Source organism: Virgibacillus necropolis, assembly GCF_002224365.1.
In the GTDB taxonomy this organism is placed as follows: Bacteria; Bacillota; Bacilli; order Bacillales; family Amphibacillaceae; genus Virgibacillus_F; species Virgibacillus_F necropolis.
The window spans coordinates 3,621,687-3,643,856 of the sequence record NZ_CP022437.1 but is presented as its reverse complement, the minus strand read 5'-3'; the positions used below and the strand labels follow the sequence as shown (position 1 = coordinate 3,643,856).

The following is a 22,170-nucleotide window of genomic DNA, read 5'->3' as shown; positions in this document are numbered from 1 at the left end:
TATTAAAAATGTTGTCGAATTTTGCGGGTATAGTTTAGTGGTAAAACCTCAGCCTTCCAAGCTGATGATGGGGGTTCGATTCCCCCTACCCGCTCCATACATATGTCTTAACGCAGTGTTTCGTAATTTATCTTACGAAGTGTTGCGTTTTTATTTTGTTATTACGGAGAGTAAATCCACTCCTAATACTTGAACTCAAATTTCTCACCAAGTATGCTAAATACAAAGGATGGTGTATCATGGAAAAACTAATTCAAAGCCTTCGATCAATCGATGGAAAAGGATATAAAGCGTATAAGAGTATTCAAGGTTATTATAAATATGATAACTTCGATTTATATATAGATTATGTACAAGGTGATCCATTTGCTACTCCTTCAAAAGCTCGAATTGTCGTACCTGCGGAAAAACGCAAGATAAACGAAAACTGGTTGACAAACTATCAACGAAAAATAGCGGCTGAGGATCGAATCGCAAGAGCGGTTGGACAAGCAGTAAAGCAAAATACCTTATTTATTAAAGGATCTGGGAAGAGTGGACTCATCCAGTTTGATGCCCCACACCAGGAAGTCATTGAGCGAAGTGCCGTTTCAATAGACGAAAAATCCATTACAATATGTCTTTCTATTGGCTTACCTGCAAATGGTAGACGAATTAATGGGAAAGAAGCCGTAAAGTTATTTAACCAAGCAATCCCTAGCATTATTAATAAGTCCATTTTCACTATTTCTGATCAAGCTATCCATCAAGTGACAGTACTTGCAGATCAACAACACGGGATCAGGGAAAAGATGCGAGAAAATAATTGGATAGCGTTTATTGCAAATGGAGCGATACTACCACGATCGAGTGGTGTGAGTGATCAACCGCTTAATGAAGCGATTCCTTTTACAAGTCCTGCTGAAAATGAAGTCGAAATCAAAATTCCACATCAAGAGGAATTAGTAAAAGGGATGGCGGTCAAACGAGGCATCACACTTATCGTTGGTGGTGGCTATCATGGGAAGAGTACACTGCTAGAAGCAATTGAACGTGGTGTCTATAATCATAAAAAAGGTGATGGCCGAGAGTATGTTTTGACTGATCCGAGTGCCGTGAAAATTCGTGCGGAGGATGGTCGACAGGTAACAGGTGTTAACATCTCACCATTTATTACCAACTTACCACATAAACAAAAAACCGAATTTTTCACAACGGAGAATGCCAGTGGCAGCACATCCCAAGCAGCGAATGTTATGGAAGCTTTAGAGGTTGATGCAATGACATTACTAATTGATGAAGATACAAGTGCGACCAATTTCATGATTCGGGATCATCGGATGCAACAACTTGTCAAAAGCGAACAGGAACCAATCACACCATTTATAGATAAAGTGAAGCAGTTACATGATCAGCTATCGGTCTCAACCATTATCGTAATGGGTGGCTCTGGTGACTATTTTGATATAGCGGATAATGTTATAATGATGGAAGAATATGTTCCAAAGAACGTCACGGAAAAGGTTAAAGAAATTACCAGGCAATATCCTGCTGAGCGAGCTATAACGAAAGGCATTAATTTTGGTGAGATTAAACACCGCCAAATTGAACAATCCAGTTTTCAAACAACGAAGGGAAAACGGGCAAAGGTCCAAGCAAAAGGATTAACAAAAATACTGATGGGCAAAACAGAAATAACATTTGCGCAAACGGAACAATTGGTGGATTCTTCCCAAACACGAATGATTGCTGAGATAATTATGTTTTTAGATAAAACGAATGAGCTTAATAATCAACAAACATTACTAGCATTACTCGTAAAAATTAACGAACAAATAAACCGTAAAGGGTTAGCATCATTCACAGCTTATCCTGACCAACATCCGGGTGATCTTGCTCGTCCACGTACTTTTGAAATCGCAGCTGTGCTAAACCGCATGCGTACATTAAGGGTAAACCAACAACGAACTTAGCAGAGGTTAGGAGGCAACAATCATGAATCGTGAAAAATTAAAGCAAGAGATTATCGATTATAGTAAAAAGATTGGCATCGATAAAATCGGTTTTGCCTCTGCCGATGTTTTTAGTGAATTAAAAGAACGCCTCAAACGGCAACAAAATTTAGCCTATTATTCCGGTTTTGAAAAGGGTTCAGTAGAAGAACGTACAGAGCCTGAACGATTGTTGCCTGAAGCACAATCCATTATTTCAATCGCAATAGCGTATCCGTCACGAATGGAAAATCCACCGAAAAGCACGAAAGAAGAGAGAAGGGGTATCTTTTGCCGCGCATCCTGGGGAACGGATTATCACGTCATTTTGCGTGATCGGTTAGAGAAATTGTCTGCGTTTATTAAAGAAAAGGTTCCAGAAGTAAAAGATAAACTGATGGTAGATACGGGGGAACTCTCTGATCGCGCGGTAGCAGAACGAGCTGGAATTGGCTTCAGTGGGAAAAATACATCCATTATCACGCCAGAGTTTGGGTCATACGTGTACCTAGGAGAATTAGTTACAAATATCCCGTTTATCCCAGATGAACCTGTTGACGATAGTTGCGGGGAATGTACAAAATGTTTGGATGCCTGTCCGACAGGCGCGCTCATTCAAGGTGGGCAGCTAAATGCTCAAAGGTGTATCGCATTTCTTACGCAAACAAAAGACTATTTACCTGATGAATTCCGAACCAAAATCGGTAACCGTGTATATGGCTGTGATACTTGTCAGGTGGTATGCCCAAAAAATAAAAAGATTGATTTTCATATACATCCAGAAACAGAGCCTGATCCTGAAATTGCAAAACCTAAACTACAGCCAATGCTTCGTATTTCAAATCGGGAATTCAAGGAAACATTCGGTCATATTTCTGGGTCATGGCGCGGGAAGAAGCCGTTACAACGAAATGCATTAATTGGTCTTGCACACTATAAAGATGTGTCGGCAGTAACTGAAATAATTCAGGTGATGCAACATGATCCACGCCCCGTAATCAGAGGGACTGCCGCTTGGTCGCTTGGTAAGATAGGGACAGCTGAAGCATTTGCAGCAATTGAGCATGCATTGGCAATAGAGAAAGATGAACAAGTACGATATGAAATGCAAAAAGGGTTAGACTTTAGGCATGAGGTTTCTGCTAGATAAATGGGAGGGAAAATGATGGCTGATGTACAACTTTATTACGATGAAATGGATTCTCCAATTGGAACTCTTACTCTTATAAGCAATGGAGAAAAACTTGTTCGAATTGAATATGGCGAAATGGATAGAAGAAGCGACCAGATGAACAAGTGGGTCGCCAGTTACTTTGGCGATGTTAGATTTGTTCATTCTCCTGAAAAAGTAGTACTTGCCAAAAAGGAACTGCAAACATATTTTAATAAACAGAACAGAGAATTTTCCCTCGAATTTGAATTTCATGGAACACCTTTTCAACAAAAGGTGTGGCAAGCGTTAGTTGAAACCATTCCATATGGCGAGACAAAATCATACAAGGACATAGCTGTCGCAATCGGTAATCCAAAAGCAGTTCGAGCAGTAGGCGGAGCGGTAAATAAAAACCCTTTCTCCATTATTGTGCCCTGTCACAGAGTAATTGGTACGAACGGGAAAATGGTTGGATACAATGGTGGTCTTGATAAGAAGGAATACTTACTTGCGCATGAAAAGCAAGCAGTTGGAACCTTTTAAAATCGGGGTGAGTCATAACAGTACCACTTTTTACAGCGGGTGCAATTCTTTTATCAATTTAAACAAGCCCTCTCTCATAAACTAATATGGGGAGGGATTATTCATGGACATATTGGTGAACTTTTGGGAGGACTTTTTTCAAAAGGAGCAGCAGGAAGAAAATTGGTGGACAAGAAAAAAGGTACTTTGTCAAAGAAGAAACGTATCGATTGTCCGTATTCAGGGTGAGGGTCATTTGTACCAAGAGCTACGTTATGGGAATACAAAGCAAATCGATTATGTTCTACATTTAAAAATATTAATGAAGCAAGCGGATAATTTTTATTTTGAAGAACAATCTATTCCATACCAGTTTCAATTAGAGAACGATACCATTAGTAATCATAAAGAACTTAGTATAGTTTCAGAACAAGCCACATCACCTGTGAAGTCTGAAATGTTGGAACGAAATGTAGATGAAAGTCGATTCGGTTATGACCGGCTTGCCGCTGTAAAGTATGCAAATCATTGGTGGAATAGCTACAATCCTGCTTATCGAAAGTTTGATGTGGATTGCACCAATTATGTATCGCAATGCTTGCATGCTGGAGGAGCACCGATGACAGGAGGGCAAGATCGAAGTAAGGGATGGTGGTACAACTCTGCTAGCTGGAGCTTTAGTTGGGCTGTTGCTCATTCCCTAAGATGGTATCTAAGTGGTTCAACATCTGGGCTAAAAGGTAAAGAAATGGAAGCGGCAACTGATCTTATTCCAGGCGATGTCATTTGCTATGATTTTCAAGGTAATGGTAGATTTGACCATAACACGATTGTCGTAGCTAAGGACGGAAATGGTGAACCATTTGTAAATGCACATACATCTAATAGCCGAAATCGGTACTGGTCGTACGAGGATTCTACTGCCTACACACCAAATATAGCATATAAGTTTTTCCGGATTGGTGAGTGATGGTATACTTATATTGTTATTAATTTAGAAGAGGATGTTCAAAAAGTCACCAAATGATAAATGGCGAATCTCTTCGTTACTCGGTTTTTCTGGTCCTCACGTATTAAGGGCATACATTCCGGTCCTCAAAACTCTCGTGCCTCGACCTTCTTATTTCTAATTCGGCGACTTTTTGAACATACACTATAAGGAGAATGAGTTGTGAGTTTACATGTAGTACTTTTTCAACCAGAAATTCCTGCTAACACAGGTAATATAGCTAGAACCTGCTTGGCAACAGATACAACCTTACATTTAATCCATCCACTAGGTTTTTCAACAGAAGATAAAATGCTGAAACGAGCAGGTCTAGACTATTGGAAACACGTCGACATTCATGAGTATGAATCAATTGAAGAATTTTATCATACATATCCACGTGGTAATTATTATTACATTGAGAACTTTGGAACAAAGCATTATACCGACTATGATTATAGTAATAGTGGTGAAGATTTGTTTTTTGTATTTGGAAGGGAAACCGATGGCATTCCAAAGTATTTATTGGAAGGAAAAGAGGATAAGTGCCTTCGTATTCATATGAATGATAAAGTAAGGTCGTTGAATTTGTCTAATACTGCTGCAATTATTATTTATGAAGCACTAAGGCAGCAAGGGTTTTCGAATTTGACTTAAATTTTTATCAATAGCTAATGGTAGTTAATAAAAAACCGTCATGCGCGCATGACGGTTTTTTATTGATTTTTTCTAGATATTCCTGGTTTTGCATCATGACCTGCAGTAAAACAAGAAATAATAAATGTAATGCTTACTCCTAATAATAAGGCTAAGTCCATTGTCATGCTATTTGGCCTCCTTTAAATTCTGTATGTAATCATTATGTTATAGTTGAATGTCTTTATTATAGCCTATTCATTTTAAAATGTGAACCATTCGTGATAATTTTAGCTAAAATGTCTCAAAGTATGCACTGAATGGATCGTTATTTTTAATTAAAATTTAGAAGAGTCAACAACCTTGATTGTTTATCGACATAAAATAGGGTATATTAGTTGATGAAGTCGCATGACAGTTCTATAATGAATACTGAATCTAAAAAGCCGTTGGTGAACGGAGAAAGTTAACTTCTAATGGGGGTATATGACGTGGCACAGCATGAAGAATCGAGTAGAAGATTCTGGGATAAATTTTATGGTCCAAACATTGGGTATGTGGAAGAGCAATATGACCTGTTTAAGGAGGATCCGGAATCAGTTGATCCATCTTTAAAAGAAGTTTTTGAACAGCATGGAGCCCCTGACTGGGTGCATCCAACTAATGATGTAGTTCAAGCAACAGAAACATCTACTTCCATAAACGATGTAAAGAAACTAACCTCAGCTATGAAACTTGTTGAGGCTATTCGTCGTTATGGTCATTTGGAGGCAGATATATACCCAGTAGGACTCAAGAAACAACGTAAATCTGAGCTAGTTAATCCAAAAGCATATGGATTAGATGAAAATGATTTAAAAAGTATTCCTGCAGTATGGTTATGGGAGAATGCCCCAAGTGGTGTTGACAATGGCTATGATGTAGTAACGAAACTGAAAAGATACTATTCTGGAACGATTACATTTGAGTTTGATCATGTGAACAATGACGCGGAACGTAAATGGTTAATGGAATTAATTGAAGCTGGAGATGCGCGTATGTCTCTTTCTGATAATGAAAAGACACAATTGCTAGAGCGTCTTGCGCATGTTGAAGGTTTTGAAGGATTCCTGCAAAAGACATTTGTTGGGCAAAAGCGCTTTTCAATTGAAGGTCTGGAATCAATGGTTCCTATGTTAGACCGGATTGTTAAGTATGCGACACGCGACAAAATTGAACATATTATGATGGGAATGGCGCATCGTGGACGTTTAAGTGTGCTTGCCCATGTATTAGGAAAACCATATGACAAGATTTTTTCTGAATTCCATCACTCACCAGATAAAGAGTTGGTTCCTTCAGAAGGATCAACGGGTATTAATTATGGTTGGACTGGTGACGTGAAATATCACTTTGGCGCAACGAAAGATGTCAAAGATGGTGACGATACAACAACAAGTATTACCCTAGCACATAACCCATCCCACTTAGAGTTTGTAAACCCTGTTGTAGAAGGTTTTGCACGTGCTGCACAGGATGACCGTTCCGCATCTGGTTATCCAAAACAGGATACGAACAAAGCATTTCCAGTAGTTATTCATGGTGATGCTGCTTTTATTGGAGAAGGTGTGGTCGCTGAATCTTTAAACTTAAGTGGCCTACCAGGATATCAAACTGGTGGAACACTTCATATAATTGCAAACAATCTTGTTGGGTATACAACCAATCAAGAAGATGGGCGCTCAACTCGTTATGCTAGTGATTTGGCCAAAGGATTTGAAATCCCAATCATTCATGTAAATGCGGATGATCCAATCGCATGTATTTCAGCAATTAAGATTGCCTACGAGTATCGCCAAAGATTCCATAAAGATATCTTAATCGATTTGGTTGGTTATCGCCGTTATGGCCACAACGAAATGGATGAGCCAAGAACAACGCAACCACTTCTTTATCAGGATATTGATGAACATCCTACAGCCGTTAATGTTTTTGCTGCGGTATTGAAGGAAAAAGGTACGATTGATGAAGAAGGATTCAAGAAGATAATGAATCAAGTCGAGGAAAGCTTACGTGGTATTTACGACAGTATGAAAGAGAATAAAAGCGGTGCTGCCGAAGCGCAAAATATGCCTAATGTATTAAAGAATGGGCTTGATCAATTTGAGACAGCCGTTCCATTAGATACATTAAAAGCATTAAATAAAGATCTGTTAAATCGTCCAGAAGGATTTAATGGTTTTAAAAAGCTTGAAAAAATCCTGAAGCGCCGTGAAAACGTTTTAGAAGAAGGAAACAAAGCTGACTGGGGTGCTGGTGAGGCATTGGCATATGCATCTATTTTAAATGATGGTATCCCAATCCGTCTTGCTGGACAGGATACCGAGCGCGGTACATTTGCGCATCGTCACGTTGTTGTCCATGATACTAAAACGAATGAAAAATATTGCTTGATGCATGGGCTCGAAGGGATAAGTGCTTCATTTGATGTTCGTAATAGCCCATTATCTGAGGCTGGAGTATTAGGCTTTGAATATGGATATAGTGTACATGCACCGAATACTCTAGTCCTTTGGGAAGCACAGTTTGGCGACTTTGCGAATGCTGGTCAAGTGATTTTTGACCAATTTATTTCAGCTAGTCGTGCAAAATGGGGCGAGAAATCAAACATGATTATGTTGCTCCCTCATGGATATGAAGGTCAAGGACCAGAGCACTCAAGTGCACGGTTGGAGCGTTTTCTGCAGCTAGGAGCAGAGAATAACTGGATTGTTGCGAATGTGACGTCATCTGCACAATTCTTCCATTTAATTCGTCGTCAAGCTGCGATGCGTGCTCGTGAGGAAGCAAGACCATTAATTTTAATGACTCCAAAAAGCTTGTTACGTAATCAACGGGTTGCATCAGAAGCAAAGGAATTCACAGAAGGAAAATTTCAGCCACTACGACAGCAGCCTAAATTAAAGGTAAGTAAGAAAAATGCAACACGCTTACTAATTGGTAGCGGTAAAGTTATGGTTGATATCGAAGAAGCTATTGAAAATTCAGAGGAAAGCTTTGAATGGCTACGAGCGCTGCGTCTTGAGCAAATTTATCCTTTCCCTGCAAAGGAACTAGAGAAAGAATTAAAAGAGCTACCTAGTATAGAGGAAATTGTTTGGGTGCAAGAAGAACCAAAAAATATGGGGGCTTGGGAATTCGTTGATGATTTCCTAAGAGATTTATTGCAAGAAGGTCAATCATTACGCTATATTGGCCGTCCGAGACGTTCATCTCCAGCTGGCGGCATACCGAATGTGCATAAAACAGAGCAAAGACAACTCGTACAAAAAGCGATACAACCGTTAGAAGGAGGAGATTCCAGTGAAAGAAATTAAGATACCAGAGCTTGCAGAATCTATTACAGAAGGAACTATTGCCGAATGGTTAGTTAAAAAAGGCGATAAAATTGAAAAAGGCGATCCAGTTGTTGAATTAGAAACAGAGAAGGTAAACGTGGAAGTCAACTCAGATTTCGCAGGTGTTCTAGTAGAAATCGTAAGCGAAGAAGGCGAAGATGTTGAAGTTGGGGATATTATCGCCAAAGTAGATGAGAATGGGGAAGCTGGTGGCGAAACTTCTGAGGAAGAAGCACCAAAAGAAGAACCGAAAGAAGAGAAAAAAGAGCAATCACCTAAACAGGAACAAAAAGAATCTCCAAAGAAAGAAGAAAAATCAGACGAAGGTAAGCAAGATGTAATTGCATCTCCTGCGGCGAGAAAGCGTGCACGTGAGTTAGGCATTGATTTAAGCTCAATCAGCCCTCGTGATCCACTGGGCCGTATTCGTCCTGAAGATGTTGATGCAGCAACTAAGGGATCTTCTGATAAAAAGGAAGAAAAATCAGCTAAAAAGGAACAATCGAAGAGCTCTGAAAAAACTGAGTTTGATAAGCCGGTAGAACGTGTTAAAATGTCTCGTCGTCGTCAAACAATTGCAAAACGTCTTGTAGAAGTTCAACATGAGTCGGCAATGTTAACTACCTTTAATGAAGTAGATATGACAGCTGTTATGAACTTACGTAGTAAACGGAAAGATAATTTCTTAAAGAAACACGATGTGAAATTAGGATTTATGTCATTTTTCACAAAAGCAGTAGTTGGCGCATTGAAGGAATTTCCATTAATTAACGCAGAAATTCAAGGAAAAGAACTAGTATTGAAAAAATTCTATGACATTGGTATTGCAGTATCAACAGATGAAGGACTAGTAGTTCCAGTAGTTCGTGACGCAGATCGCCTTGATTTTGCAGGTGTTGAACGTGAGATTGGAAACTTAGGTAAGAAAGCGCAGAATAAAGAATTACAAATGAACGATTTACAAGGTGGAACATTCACTATCACAAACGGCGGGACATTTGGTTCTATGTTATCAACACCAATTCTAAACGCTCCACAGGTTGGTATTCTTGGAATGCATAACATCATCAAACGAGCAATGGTAATGCCAGATGATTCGATTGAAGTTCGTCCAATGATGTATCTTGCGTTGTCCTATGACCACCGTGTTGTTGATGGAAAAGAAGCAGTACAATTTTTAGTTCGTATTAAACAACTACTTGAAGATCCATATGATTTACTGTTAGAAGGATAGTAAGGGAATAAAAACTCGTTATGGCTGAGCGCCATAACGAGTTTTTTTATTGTACTACGAGTGTAGCTGATGGATAAATTTTCATGGGATATAACTTCTATGAGGGTTGGTTAATTATGCGCATGTCACTCGAAGAATAACGTTTCTATAAAACTTCCATCAAATCTATTGCGAAAACAGCTAAAAACGAATATTATGATATAGGTTGATTATTTATATTCGGAAAGCAAGGTGTACATAATGAATAAACTCTTTAAATTAAAACAAAATAATACAAATATACGAACAGAAGTTGTAGCTGGTTTTACTACTTTTCTTACAATGGTTTATATTGTTGTTGTTAACCCAGCAATTCTTTCTGGTGCTGGAATACCGTTTGAACAGGTATTTATGGCGACTGTAATATCGGCGGTGGTTGGAACATTATTTATGGCATTTTTCTCAAACTACCCAATTGCGATTGCGCCCGGAATGGGGATGAATGCATATTTTGCGAGTGTTGTTGCTTCGCAAGGATACTCATATCAGGTTGTTTTAGGTACGGTGTTTATCGCTGGTATTATTTTTATGTTATTAAGTTTAACGCAGCTACGCGAAACATTAATTGAAGCAATTCCTCCTTCCTTAAAATTCGGAATTACATCTGGTATCGGACTGTTTATCGCTTTTCTAGGATTAAAAATGTCTGGCATTGTAGTGCCGAATGAAGCGACAATGGTTGGATTTGGTGATTTACATCAACCAGTTACATTGTTAACGCTAGCTGGGTTGTTCATTACGTTAATGTTAATGGCAAGAAACATAAAAGGTGCATTATTTATTGGAATGATTATAACTGGTATTATTGGTTTTTTTACCGGCCAACTTGATTTTAACGGTTTTACTTCTGTACCACCTACACCAGTATTTTTTGACATGGATATAGGAGGTGTATTTGCGAACAGTCTTTATACGATTATTTTTGCTTTTTTACTTGTCACGATATTTGATACAACCGGAACAATGATTGGGGTAGCAGAACAGGCTGGTTTTATGAAGGATGGAAAATTTCCTCGTGCAAAATCTGCGCTGATGGCCGATGCAACTGCTACGACAGTTGGTTCTATGTTTGGGACAAGTCCATCAACGGCATATATTGAGTCTACTTCAGGTGTAACGGTTGGCGGACGTACTGGTCTAACATCGCTTGTAGTGGCGATATTATTTGCACTATCTATATTTTTCTCCCCAGTAATTGGAGCTATCGCTGATTTGCCAGCAATGACAGCACCTGTACTAATTATTGTCGGAAGCTTTATGATGGAAGGCTTGGCCCGGATTAATTGGAAGTCTTTTGATGAAGCATTTCCGGCGTTTGCAATTATTTTAACCATGCCGTTAACATCTAGTATTGCAACAGGAATTTCAATTGGATTTATCACGTACCCTTTACTGAAATTGATCAGTGGTAAAGGGAAAGATGTGCATTGGATATTATATTTGTTCGGAGTTATTTTTATCCTGCAAATGATCTTTTTCCCAGCACATTAAGAGCAGTAGCATATCAGAAATAAGGCATCAGCAACCACAAATTGTTGATGCCCTTTTTTAATTAAATCCATGAAAAACGGGTAGTACTAAGCAATGAGAAAAATTGTAAACATTTTTAACTTGCATGACGTCTGACAACCTGGTAAAATCACTAATGGAAAAACTAATTGTAAGCATTTACAATTTTTGTAGATTATATGTAAAGGGAGGCTACAACGCTTGGATATTCTTCTTGGGATTTTAGCAATCATTGTTGTTCTTGGACTGGCATTTTTGATGTCAAATGATAAGAAAAATATTAATTATCGTGGTATAGCTGTTATGTTGGTTGCCCAGATATTGACAACATGGTTTATGTTCACTACTGAAATTGGACAAGCAATCATAACTGGAATTTCAGCAGGCTTTAATAAGTTGATTGAATTTGGGAAGGTAGGGATCAATTTTATTGTAGGTGGTGTAGCAGTTAACGAGGGAGGCTCAGTATTCTTCTTTGATGTGTTGCTACTTATTATCTTTTTCTCTGTTATTTTATCGGTCCTCACTTATTTAAGGATTCTACCACCAATTATAAAATATATAGGTGGATTTATATCCAAGATTACCGGACTACCAAAAGTAGAATCTTTTAATGCTGTGAATAGTATCTTTTTTGGACAATCGGAGGCGTTACTAGCAATAAAATCACAGTTTCACCACTTAGAAAAAAATCGTCTATATATTGTTAGCGCATCAGCTATGGGCTCAGTATCAGCATCAATTGTAGGCGCCTATTTACAAATATTACCTGAGCAATATGTTCTAATAGCATTACCATTGAATATGTTTAGTGCGCTAATGGTGGCATCTGTTATTGCTCCTGTTAAGGTACCTAAAGAGGAAGATCATGTTGACATAAAAAATGTTACAAATGACAAAAGTATTTTTGAAGCGATGGGTAATGGTGCACTAGATGGTGGTAAAATTGCACTTATTGTAGCTGCAATGTTGGTTGCCTTTATTGCATCACTCGAGCTTGTCAATTGGATTATTGCATTTTCAGGCTTTACATTACAAGAACTTCTTGGGTATGTGTTTGCTCCATTAGGCTTCCTGATGGGTATAGCACCAAGTGAATTAATTGAAGCCGGTGGGATTATGGGTACGAAAATTGTAACAAATGAGTTCGTTGCAATGCTTGAATTCCAGCAAATTCTTGATAGTATGTCAGAAAAAACTATCGGGATTGTAACTGTATTTCTAACTAGCTTTGCAAACTTTTCGTCAATTGGGATCATTGCTGGAACCGTTCAAGCTATTGATAACAAAAAAGCAATCGAAGTATCAGGTTTCGGTATGAAATTATTAATCGGCGCAACACTAGCATCTATTTTATCAGCAACAGTAGTAGGATTGTTCTTATAAACATGGAGAAAACCGTCTAAGATTTAGGCGGTTTTTTTGGTGGTAAAGTTAAAGACACTAGAAGGTTAACAGGGAGGCCACTGAAAAGTTAAATATGGTACAAAATATGTGGATCTACCATCGCATCTCGAATATACTGCGCTTTCCGCGGGCGAGTGACGAGCCTCCTCGGACTGCCGTCCTGCGGGGTCTCGTCGATCTCTTACTTCCCGCAGGATAAGGAATGCTCCCCTGAAAAGGCATCGCACGAAGAAAAAGTGCTTTTCTTTTTCGAGGAGTCTCCGTATATTCGAGATGCTAAGTTAAGGTGAAAAGTTAAATTTTTAAAATCCACCACTTTTTCAGCAGCCTAATTAACAGGAGCGAGGAGTTTCCTCGCTTTTTTGATATTTAAGGAAAGTATAAAATTTGGCTCTATTAAGCTTACTTATATCAACGGTCATGTCTAGCTCCAGCGCCCAGCAACTAGCAAACTTCACACTCCTCCACTACGATAAGTCAACATCGGTTGTTGAGAAAGGAAGGCCGACTAAAGGCGAGCTTGCCGCCCAGCGTCGGCATACCCCTGTTGCAGGGGCATGTTTCCTTTATCTCATTGCGGAGTGCTCCAGTTTGTACGTTGCTAAACGGGCGCTTGCGCTTTTCTTATTAAGCTATGAGGAAGATAATATGATTTCCAGTTATAAACTAATTTTAACCTTAATAGAATAGTTTATGTAGGTAGATTATTATCTACATACGAAATCTATTTTGGAGTTGTTTAATTTGGAATCAACTAGTGGGATTAGTAAAGAATTAAGAGATATCTTAAAAGAACCCGAAACAGAAAAGTTTCTTCTGAAGTTACAAAGCCATCTTATTAAGTCTACCAATGAGAACCAGCGCCGGAATAATAAAAAATATAGTCTAACTTTCTATAGAAATTTACCATTGCTAGATAGAAAATTAGATGAGTTGAGTATGCAAGAAAAAAAGCTATTAAAAGTTAAGGTTAATTCTCTAATTACTTATCTAGACGACATAAATAAAATTAGCTTTCCGTCACCTTTTATCATAGGCGTCTTTACTGCCGTTATTTCGTTAGTTCTTGGCGTGATGATAAAAGACCCTGCTGCTTTTCCTAAATGGACAATAGCTATGGTAATAGGATGCTTTGTTTTATTTATTCCTGGGATATCATGGTTTACGTTAGATCAATCGGGAAAAGCTGCTGAACTTAAAGAGGTTTTATCAACTATAAAGGAAATTTTACAGTAAGCATTCTTGAACGTTGTATGTTTTAACTGAGTCAATTACGGTAATATACTCACTAGAAACAAACAAATAATCTAAGCATAAAAACTAGTATTGTTTAAATAAAAGGAGAATGTTTACGATGCGTAACCAATTGAAACATTATATTAATGGCGAATGGGTAGAATCAACCGGCACTGATACGGAAGAGGTCATTAACCCAGCAACAGAAGAAGTAATGGGGAAAATCAGTCTAGGTACTAAAGAAGATTTGGATAAGGCAGTAGAAGCTGCACGAGTAGCGCTTCCTTCTTTTTCACAAACAACTAAAGAAGAACGAATAAAAATGCTTGAGAAGATTACCGCTGAATATGAAAAACGTAAAGAGGATCTCATTGAAACCATGACTGATGAACTAGGAGCACCGCTTAATATTTCAGAAAAGGTTCACTATCAAATGGGCTATGCGCATTTTTCGCAAGCTGCAAAATCACTTAAAGAGTTTTCATTTACCGAGGATCGTGGTGACCATACAATTGTAAAGGATACAGTAGGTGTTAGTGGGCTTATTACACCATGGAACTTTCCAACAAATCAAACGTCAACCAAGATTGCAAGTGCATTTGCAGCAGGAAGCCCAGTTGTGTTAAAACCATCTGAATTGACACCATTTGCTGCGATTATTTTAGCGGAGATTTTTGATGCTGCTGGCGTTCCTAAAGGTGTCTTTAACCTTGTTAATGGTTCAGGTTCTGTGATTGGGGATGGTATTAGTTCTCATCCTGACATTGATTTCGTTTCCTTTACAGGCTCTGTTGGCACTGGGCAAAAGATTATGGAAAATGCAGCCAAGACAATTAAGAACTTCGCGCTTGAGCTAGGAGGGAAATCCCCTCTGGTTGTACTAGAGGATGCAGATATAGAACAAGCGGCTAAAGCAGCTGTTAATCATATTGCAATGAATACGGGTCAGGTTTGCTCTGCGGCTACACGCATTATTGTACCTGCTTCTATTAAGGAAGAATTTGAAGAAGCGGTCAAGAACGTGCTACCAAAATTCCCTGTTGGTGACCCTCGTGAGAAGTCATTCATAGGTCCACTCGTTGCTAAAAAACAATGGGATACTGTTCAGTCTTATATCGAAAAAGGAATTAGTGAAGGTGCAACCCTTATTGCTGGTGGTACTGGTAAGCCAGAAGGTATTGAAAAAGGATACTATGCTCGACCAACTATTTTTACAGATGTTATAAACAACATGGTCATCGCGCAGGAAGAAATTTTTGGACCAGTAATGTCCATTATCACGTACGAAACGGTCGACGAAGCAATTGAAATTGCAAATGACACCGTGTACGGACTAGCTGGTTATGTGATTGGAAATGATAATGAAACATTACGTAAAGTAGCAACAAGTATAAAAGCTGGTCGAGTAACTGTCAATAATGCTGGGGCAGACTTCTCTGCACCGTTTGGTGGCTATAAGCAATCTGGTATCGGAAGAGAATGGGGCGATTTCGGTATTGAAGAATACCTCGAAACGAAAGCTATCTTAGGTCTTTCATCATAAGTGTTTTAAGAAAAAGATACAACGGGCTACTAGTTAGCTCGTTGTATCTTTTTGTTTTTTTGTAGATGCAATAAACGCCAAAGCAAGGCAACTGCGCCACAGCTTAGTCCAATAATAATACCGACCCAATAGCCAAATGGTTCAAGCGACGTGTAGTTAGCTAGTAACCAACCGCTAGGTAAGCCAATGATCCAATAGGAAACAAATGATGTAATTAGTGTTACATTTACATCTTTATATCCCCGCAATGCACCTTGAATAGGAGCGGCAAAAGCATCGGCCAGTTGGAAAAAGATTGCATAGTAGATAAACTGTTTTGTTAATTCCACTACCTCTTCATTATCTGTATAAAGGTTCGCTACCATGTCATTAAACATGTATAAAACAAGCCCAGCAAAAATGGCAATAAATATACCACCACTAATTCCAATGTATCCATATGTCCTAGCATCGGCAAATCGCTTACCACCAATTTCATAGCCTACCGCAATCGTAAGTCCAATTCCTACACTTAATGGAATCATATATAATAAAGAAGCAAAGTTAATTGCCGCTTGGTGTGCTGCAATTGTATATGTGCTGTACACGCTCATAAATATGGTCACAGCTGAAAAGATACTAGTCTCGAAAAAGATGGAAACCCCAATTGGAATACCAATTTTTAACTGCTCCCACCAATCAACTAACGATGGCTTTACCCAATTTTTAAAAAGATTGTATTCTCGAAAAGGATGCATGTTAAATAAAATTCCAAATGCAATAAAGCAAACGATCCAATAGGTGAGTGCAGTAGCAATTCCAGCCCCAATTCCCCCAAATGCTGGAATACCAAATTTACCGAAAATAAATATATAGTTAAAGAATATATTTATCGGTAAAGCGATTAAAATAATGACCATAGATATACGTGTTTGACCAAGTGCATCAATAAAACAGCGTAATGTATTAAAAATGAATAAAGGTACAATTCCTGTCACAAGCCAAATAATATAAAATTTCGCAGTATGTCTTACTTCCGATTCCAAGTCCATCGCCTGTAAAATAGGATTTAATGAAAAAGCTCCTATGACGACAACAAGGATTGCAAGTGCCAAAGCCAAATAAACACCTTGTTGAACTTTTTTCGCAATAGCATGATCAGCCTTTGCGCCAATTAAATGTGCGATGATTGGTGTAATGGCGAGAAGAACACCATTAATTCCAGTGAAGATGGGTACCCAAAGACTAGATCCAATTGCCACACCGGCAAGATCTGTAGCGCCAGCCTGCCCAGACATCACTGTATCGAAAAAGTTCATTAAATACATGCTGACTTGCGTAACTAGAATTGGTATAAGAATAATTGTAAACAGCTTTAATTTTTCTTTTATCGTCGAAGTTTCATACATAAATGTCTTCCTTTTTCTATGATTTTCTACTAGTATAAAGTAGTGATTGTAAAGAATTATAAGTGCAATTATACCGTTTTACTTCGTATTGCGAAAGAAGGGACGTACTATTAATGAATAAAAAAAGTATTCTGTTTACAGGCGGAGGAACAGCCGGTCATGTTATTGTAAATTTAGCAGTTATTCCCATCTTCAAGCGAGAGGGATGGGAAATTAATTATATCGGTTCAAAGGATGGAATAGAAAGAAAGCTAATTGAACAGTTGGATGGTGTAACGTATCATCCAATTTCTACTGGAAAACTTCGTCGTTATATGTCCAAGGAAAATTTGAAGGATCCGTTTAAGGTGTTAAAAGGAACGATGCAAGCATGGCGAATTATTGGTAAAAGTAAACCCTCGATTATTTTTTCGAAAGGTGGATTTGTATCTGTCCCAGTTGTATTGGCTGCAAAAGTGCGGCGGGTACCTGCCGTCATCCATGAATCTGATTTCACACCTGGTCTGGCCAATAAGATCGCAATACCATTTGTTAAAAAAGTACTGGCAACATTTCCAGAAACCATGGAATATCTACCTGAACAAAAGGCAGAATATGTTGGTGCAGTAGTCCGTGACGAACTTTTCCAAGGAAATGAAAAAAAAGGATTAGCATTTTGTGGTTTCACAAACAAGAAGCCTGTCTTACTTATTATGGGTGGTAGCGGTGGTTCGAAAAAAATTAATGATAGTGTACGCGCTAGTCTAGATAAGTTGTTAAATGAATTCCAAATTATTCATGTTTGTGGTATTGGGAAAACAGAACCCGAATTTAACCGATCTGGCTACATCCAATTTGAATATGTAAACGAAGAGCTGAAGGATCTTTTCGCAGCAACTGACTTTGTCTTGTCGCGAGCTGGTTCGAACGCTATATTTGAATTTTTGTCTTTAAAAATTCCGATGTTATTAATCCCATTGTCTAAAGGGTCAAGCAGGGGAGACCAAATTATTAATGCAAAGTCCTTTGCTGAGAAAAGGTATGCACGTGTAATGGAAGAAGAAAAGTTGAATGAAGAAACGCTTGTGCAAGAACTGCTTCAATTAAAAGACCATGAATTAATCATGAAAACCAATATGGAATCCTACCAAAGCGCAAAATCAAAAGACCGCGTAATAGAAATCATAAAAAATAATAGTAAATAGAAAAGCGGAGGCGACTGTTCAGAAGCGGACGCATAAGCGAGAGACCGTAAAACGCCTGGTCTATGGCGTTTGGAGTGTCAATTGCTTATGACGGCAGCTTCTAGGAGCCGCAGCTAGCCAAAGAAAAGCGGAGGCGACTGTTCAGAGGCGGTTGGAAACTTTCAACAATGCTTCTAACAAAAAAACAACCCATTCCTAAAGAATGGGTTGTTTCACTTAAATTATCTTCTAAACGGCCACCAGTTTACTTTGCCGAAAAGTCGGACCATGACTGGTACGAATAATGGTAACATGACAAAGGCATAAAGGAATAATCCTGTTAGAACCACTGTTGCGATTTGCAAAAGTGATAATACGCCTGATGGAAGCATTGCCCCAAATGTACCGCCTAAAATAACAGCTGCTGAAATAATAACGGTTCCCATGTTTTTCATCGAGTTAATTAACGCGTCTTTTATTGGAATCTCTTTATATTCCTTGAAACGATCCATTAAGAATATACTGTAATCAATTCCAAGCGCCATTAACATAACAAATCCAAAGAATGGGATTGCCCATGATAATCCATCATACCCAAGGATGTTTACAAAAATAACTTCTGCAACACCAAGAGATGTGAAATACGTTAAAACAAGTGATCCAATCAAGTAAACTGGAATGATGATGGATCGTAACATGAACACAAGTACAATGAACAGACCGATAATCATAAGCGTGACGGTTCGAGAATAATCGGCATCTGAGATATTTTGAAGATCGTTATTTGTACTGCTTATACCACCAAGCTTCGGATCACTATCAGCAAATACAGTGCCATCTTTTGCATCATTAACTGTATCCTCAATCTTATCTACCATATTGACTGCTTCAGTCGAATATGGGTTATTCTTTAACACTACATCAAATTTCGTGATCGTTTTATCATCTGAAATATATGGTTTGGTTCCTTCCACAAATGCTTCGCTTTCCAAGGCTTGTTCTGGTATGACAACCGCAGGATTACTTCCCTCAGTGTTGAAATCCCCAAGGTAACGTTCTACCTCTGAGAGGCCATCATAAATTTGTTGTAATCCGTCAGAACTTTCTCCAAGCCCTGTCGATAATTGTCCAAGTTGATCTTGCATGTCAGCAAATGCCGTCTTCAATTCTTCCTGGCCACCATATACTTGTGATAGGCCATCTTGCAGGCTTGGAATATTATTTATCACTTGACCCTGACCACTTGCTGCTTGATTTAAACCTGATTGTAATTGCTCAATACCACCAATTAGCTGGCCGAGTCCTTGTGATAGTTGCTCTTGACCTGCGATAGAATCACTAAACCCAGCATTCAATTCGTTCAGGGGTGCGATAACATTGTTCTCAATTTGCGTTTGTGCACCTGCGAGCTTTCCAAGTTGTTCTTTTAATTGATTAATACCACCTATAGCTCCATCTAATTGAGCGATTGATGTATTGTATTGTTTCATATACTCAGACCCCTCGTTACCAAGGTCTGGATTTGATTCAACTGCAATATTTTTTGCATTTTCGATGCTTTGTTTCGCACCCTGTAATGCACCTGTTAGTTTATCAAGTTGCTGTACATCGGCACTTTGTGTGTTACCGAAATCGCCGAGTCCATCAGCAAGCTGTTGATAGCCATCCAACAGCTGACGGTTTCCTGCAATCGTTTTATCCAAGTTACCTTTAATTGTCTGCAGATTATTTTTAATTTCTGTAGCACCTTGAGATCCAGATTGGATACCGTTTTGGATTTTTGTTAGAGCAGCACTGATATCTCCAATACCGTTATTTGCAGCTTGCGTGCCTTCCATTAACTGGTCCACACCATTTTGTGCTTCCTCAAGTTCAGGTGTCGCATTTTCCAATTCCTCGGCAGCTTTTGCAAGACCTTCTTGAATTTCTTTTATTCCTTCCGTACTTTGACTAATTCCACCAGCTAATTGACCAGTTTGATTTTTGACCAAAAAGTCTTCAATGATTTCACCAGCAGGTCTTGTTGCGCTTCTAACCTGATCAACACCATCCATTTGGGCAATTTCTTGTGATAATGTTGCAATATCCTGAAATTCCTCTACAGAATCAATGGGTTCATCTGTTTCCAGGACAACAGTCGTTGGCATCGTTTGTCCTGGGCCAAAGCTGTGCGCAATCCAATTAAACGCCTTTACGGAACCATATTCATCCCCGATTTCTTGAAGGGAATTGTATGATTTATCCCCATCAAAGGTAAATAAAAAAGGTAGGGTAATTACTGCTACGATAAGTAGTGAAATCACAGGACGACCCCATGCAAATAATCCAGCAGACTTCCATAATTTACTTTCTTTATGAGAGACATTTTTATCAAATGGCCAGAAAAGTTTTTTACCTAAAACGACAAGAAAAAATGGTACGAGCGTTGCTAAAGCGATTAAAACAACCGCTACACCCACTGCAACGGCTACGGCAGATTGGTATAGTGAAAAGGTTGATAATCCAATTGCAGAGAAGCCAACTAATACTGCTAATCCAGCAAAAAAGATTGTTTTACCAGCTGATTTATAGGTTGCTAGCACGGCATCCTTAATGGAATCGTGATGCGCGATTTCTTCTTTAAATCTACTAATTAATAAAATGCAATAGTCTGTTCCGATTCCAAACATAACGGCAACCATGAAAATTTGCGTGAATGTGGATAATGGAAATCCAACACTATCAGCAAGGATGGAAACCACTCCTTGGGCTGCAAGGTAACTAATACCTACTGTTAGTAAGGGAATAAACGGTGCAACTAACGATTTAAAAACGATAAATAGGATGATTAAAATCAATCCAACCGTGATGATTTCAGTTCGTTTTAACCCTTCTTCTGAATTCTTCGTTATATCAAGTTGAATATATTCTTCACCAGTTAAGTAGTGCTCTACATCAATATTATCAACGGTATTATAAACTTTTTCACGCGTAGCTCCAACTTCTTGGTCAGCAAGTGAGACATCAAATGGCACCAGAATAGTTGTACCATCGTCTGACACGGTTTGTTCTGCAATTGCTGGATCCTCTGTAAAAGCTAAAAGGTTGGAAAGACCAAGCTTTCCTTTATTTTCTTTTAATTGATCAATAGCGTTTGAGACTTCTTGTTTTTCTGTTTTATCGATTCCGTTTTCATCATGAAAAACAAGGACAGCACTTGCTGTATTCTCGCCGTTACCAGCTGACATTTGTTCGATTAGTGCACTTGCTTCTTGTGATGGAGAGTCTTCAGGTACAGAAATTTGCCCCTTCTCCCGCACAAGTTCTTGAAGGTTTGGCGCAAAAATAAATAACCCAGCTGCTATGGCTACCCAAACTATAGCAATGAGCCAACGAAATCGTATAATTTGTTTCATTAATGTGTTCCCCCTTTGTCACTTTCCATTACGTTTGCTAATTTTTCAAGTGATTCGATAAACATTGTAATTTCTTCTTTATCAAAATGGGAAAGCTGGTCCCCGATTACTGCATAAACTTCTTTTTCGGTAAAATTGACTAGATCCAAACCTTTGGGTGTGACGTTTAAGTAAACATTTCTTCGATCTGATTGATCCCGGTTTCGTTCGATGAGACCTTTATCAAATAACCGGTTAATTTGGGCGGTCACAGCGCTCTTCCCAACTCCAAATGCATTAGCGATATCTGTACTCATACATTTTTCATTATTTCTAATATATTGCAGAGTAGAAAATTGATCCGTTGTAATATCCGAATGTATCTTTTCCTTCAAAATACTATTAACACCGCGGTAAATGGTATTCATCGCAGTTTGATAACGACTAATAAGTAAATAAATATTCATGATTTTAGACCACCTCCAAATAAGTGAAAAAGGTTCAATTGATGAATAGTTTAACAAGTGAACTGTTTTATAATAACAAGATTAGTATGGATAATCAATTAATAATTATGTATGTCACAAAATAGACATTTTTGGTTTCATGATCTAAAAAGGGAAGGGGGGTA

At 38.5% G+C, this 22,170-nt stretch carries 15 protein-coding genes and 1 tRNA gene; 13 read left to right on the top strand and 3 right to left on the bottom strand.

Annotated features, from left to right (window positions below; genetic code table 11):
• Positions 1 to 23 precede the first annotated feature (23 nt).
• The 12 genes from CFK40_RS17320 (at position 24) to CFK40_RS17260 (ending at position 15,614) form a co-directional block, all read left to right on the top strand.
• Positions 24 to 97, top strand: a tRNA-Gly gene (locus tag CFK40_RS17320).
• Between the two features lie 142 nt (positions 98 to 239).
• A complete protein-coding gene (locus CFK40_RS17315; RefSeq protein ID WP_089533650.1) occupies positions 240 to 1,952 on the top strand; it encodes an ABC-ATPase domain-containing protein in 1,713 nt (570 codons plus the stop codon).
• A gap of 22 nt (positions 1,953 to 1,974) precedes the next feature.
• Positions 1,975 to 3,120, top strand: coding sequence for a tRNA epoxyqueuosine(34) reductase QueG (gene queG / locus CFK40_RS17310; protein ID WP_089533649.1), 1,146 nt, complete (start codon positions 1,975 to 1,977; stop codon positions 3,118 to 3,120).
• A gap of 12 nt (positions 3,121 to 3,132) precedes the next feature.
• A complete protein-coding gene (locus CFK40_RS17305; protein ID WP_319418009.1) occupies positions 3,133 to 3,666 on the top strand; it encodes a methylated-DNA--[protein]-cysteine S-methyltransferase in 534 nt (177 codons plus the stop codon).
• 103 nt (positions 3,667 to 3,769) lie between these two features.
• On the top strand, positions 3,770 to 4,615 hold the full coding sequence (locus CFK40_RS17300; RefSeq protein ID WP_089533647.1) for an amidase domain-containing protein: 846 nt from the start codon (positions 3,770 to 3,772) through the stop codon (positions 4,613 to 4,615).
• 201 nt (positions 4,616 to 4,816) lie between these two features.
• A complete protein-coding gene (trmL, locus tag CFK40_RS17295) occupies positions 4,817 to 5,290 on the top strand; it encodes a tRNA (uridine(34)/cytosine(34)/5-carboxymethylaminomethyluridine(34)-2'-O)-methyltransferase TrmL (protein ID WP_089533646.1) in 474 nt (157 codons plus the stop codon).
• Between the two features lie 470 nt (positions 5,291 to 5,760).
• Positions 5,761 to 8,625, top strand: a complete 2,865-nt coding sequence (locus CFK40_RS17290; protein WP_089533645.1) for a 2-oxoglutarate dehydrogenase E1 component — start codon at positions 5,761 to 5,763, stop codon at positions 8,623 to 8,625.
• The gene (odhB, locus tag CFK40_RS17285) at positions 8,612 to 9,880 is read left to right on the top strand and encodes a 2-oxoglutarate dehydrogenase complex dihydrolipoyllysine-residue succinyltransferase (RefSeq protein ID WP_089533644.1); all 1,269 of its coding nucleotides are present in this window, start codon (positions 8,612 to 8,614) and stop codon (positions 9,878 to 9,880) included. The genes CFK40_RS17290 and odhB overlap by 14 nt, the downstream gene beginning before the upstream one ends.
• A 240-nt stretch (positions 9,881 to 10,120) precedes the next feature.
• Complete coding sequence (locus CFK40_RS17280; RefSeq protein ID WP_193433339.1) at positions 10,121 to 11,410, top strand: NCS2 family permease; 1,290 nt, start codon at positions 10,121 to 10,123, stop codon at positions 11,408 to 11,410.
• A 219-nt stretch (positions 11,411 to 11,629) separates the two neighbouring features.
• Positions 11,630 to 12,814 carry a NupC/NupG family nucleoside CNT transporter gene (locus tag CFK40_RS17275; protein WP_089533643.1) on the top strand — a complete coding sequence of 395 codons (1,185 nt, stop codon included), beginning with the start codon at positions 11,630 to 11,632 and terminating at the stop codon, positions 12,812 to 12,814.
• A gap of 765 nt (positions 12,815 to 13,579) precedes the next feature.
• Positions 13,580 to 14,071, top strand: coding sequence for a hypothetical protein (locus CFK40_RS17265; protein ID WP_089533641.1), 492 nt, complete (start codon positions 13,580 to 13,582; stop codon positions 14,069 to 14,071).
• Positions 14,072 to 14,189: 118 nt separating this feature from the next.
• Complete coding sequence (locus tag CFK40_RS17260) at positions 14,190 to 15,614, top strand: aldehyde dehydrogenase family protein (protein ID WP_089533640.1); 1,425 nt, start codon at positions 14,190 to 14,192, stop codon at positions 15,612 to 15,614.
• 29 nt (positions 15,615 to 15,643) lie between these two features.
• Here the strand turns inward: CFK40_RS17260 and CFK40_RS17255 are convergent, their stop codons facing one another.
• Positions 15,644 to 17,002, bottom strand: a complete 1,359-nt coding sequence (locus CFK40_RS17255; RefSeq protein WP_089533639.1) for an MATE family efflux transporter — start codon at positions 17,000 to 17,002, stop codon at positions 15,644 to 15,646.
• Between the two features lie 113 nt (positions 17,003 to 17,115).
• On the opposite strand from CFK40_RS17255, the gene CFK40_RS17250 reads away from it, so the two are divergent.
• Complete coding sequence (locus tag CFK40_RS17250; protein WP_089533638.1) at positions 17,116 to 18,186, top strand: undecaprenyldiphospho-muramoylpentapeptide beta-N-acetylglucosaminyltransferase; 1,071 nt, start codon at positions 17,116 to 17,118, stop codon at positions 18,184 to 18,186.
• A 221-nt stretch (positions 18,187 to 18,407) separates the two neighbouring features.
• Here the strand turns inward: CFK40_RS17250 and CFK40_RS17245 are convergent, their stop codons facing one another.
• On the bottom strand, positions 18,408 to 21,560 hold the full coding sequence (locus CFK40_RS17245; RefSeq protein WP_089533637.1) for an MMPL family transporter: 3,153 nt from the start codon (positions 21,558 to 21,560) through the stop codon (positions 18,408 to 18,410).
• Positions 21,560 to 22,006, bottom strand: coding sequence for a MarR family winged helix-turn-helix transcriptional regulator (locus tag CFK40_RS17240; protein WP_089533636.1), 447 nt, complete (start codon positions 22,004 to 22,006; stop codon positions 21,560 to 21,562). Before CFK40_RS17240 ends, CFK40_RS17245 begins: the two co-directional genes overlap by 1 nt.
• Positions 22,007 to 22,170 lie beyond the last annotated feature (164 nt).

Coding starts and splice junctions, on each gene's coding strand:
- CFK40_RS17255 (WP_089533639.1), bottom strand. CDS start 17,002: ATGTATGAAACTTCGACGATAAAAGAAAAATTAAAGCTGTTTACAATT.
- CFK40_RS17250 (WP_089533638.1), top strand. CDS start 17,116: ATGAATAAAAAAAGTATTCTGTTTACAGGCGGAGGAACAGCCGGTCAT.
- CFK40_RS17305 (WP_319418009.1), top strand. CDS start 3,133: ATGATGGCTGATGTACAACTTTATTACGATGAAATGGATTCTCCAATT.
- CFK40_RS17245 (WP_089533637.1), bottom strand. CDS start 21,560: ATGAAACAAATTATACGATTTCGTTGGCTCATTGCTATAGTTTGGGTA.
- CFK40_RS17315 (WP_089533650.1), top strand. CDS start 240: ATGGAAAAACTAATTCAAAGCCTTCGATCAATCGATGGAAAAGGATAT.
- CFK40_RS17240 (WP_089533636.1), bottom strand. CDS start 22,006: ATGAATATTTATTTACTTATTAGTCGTTATCAAACTGCGATGAATACC.
- CFK40_RS17260 (WP_089533640.1), top strand. CDS start 14,190: ATGCGTAACCAATTGAAACATTATATTAATGGCGAATGGGTAGAATCA.
- CFK40_RS17280 (WP_193433339.1), top strand. CDS start 10,121: ATGAATAAACTCTTTAAATTAAAACAAAATAATACAAATATACGAACA.
- CFK40_RS17300 (WP_089533647.1), top strand. CDS start 3,770: ATGGACATATTGGTGAACTTTTGGGAGGACTTTTTTCAAAAGGAGCAG.
- queG (WP_089533649.1), top strand. CDS start 1,975: ATGAATCGTGAAAAATTAAAGCAAGAGATTATCGATTATAGTAAAAAG.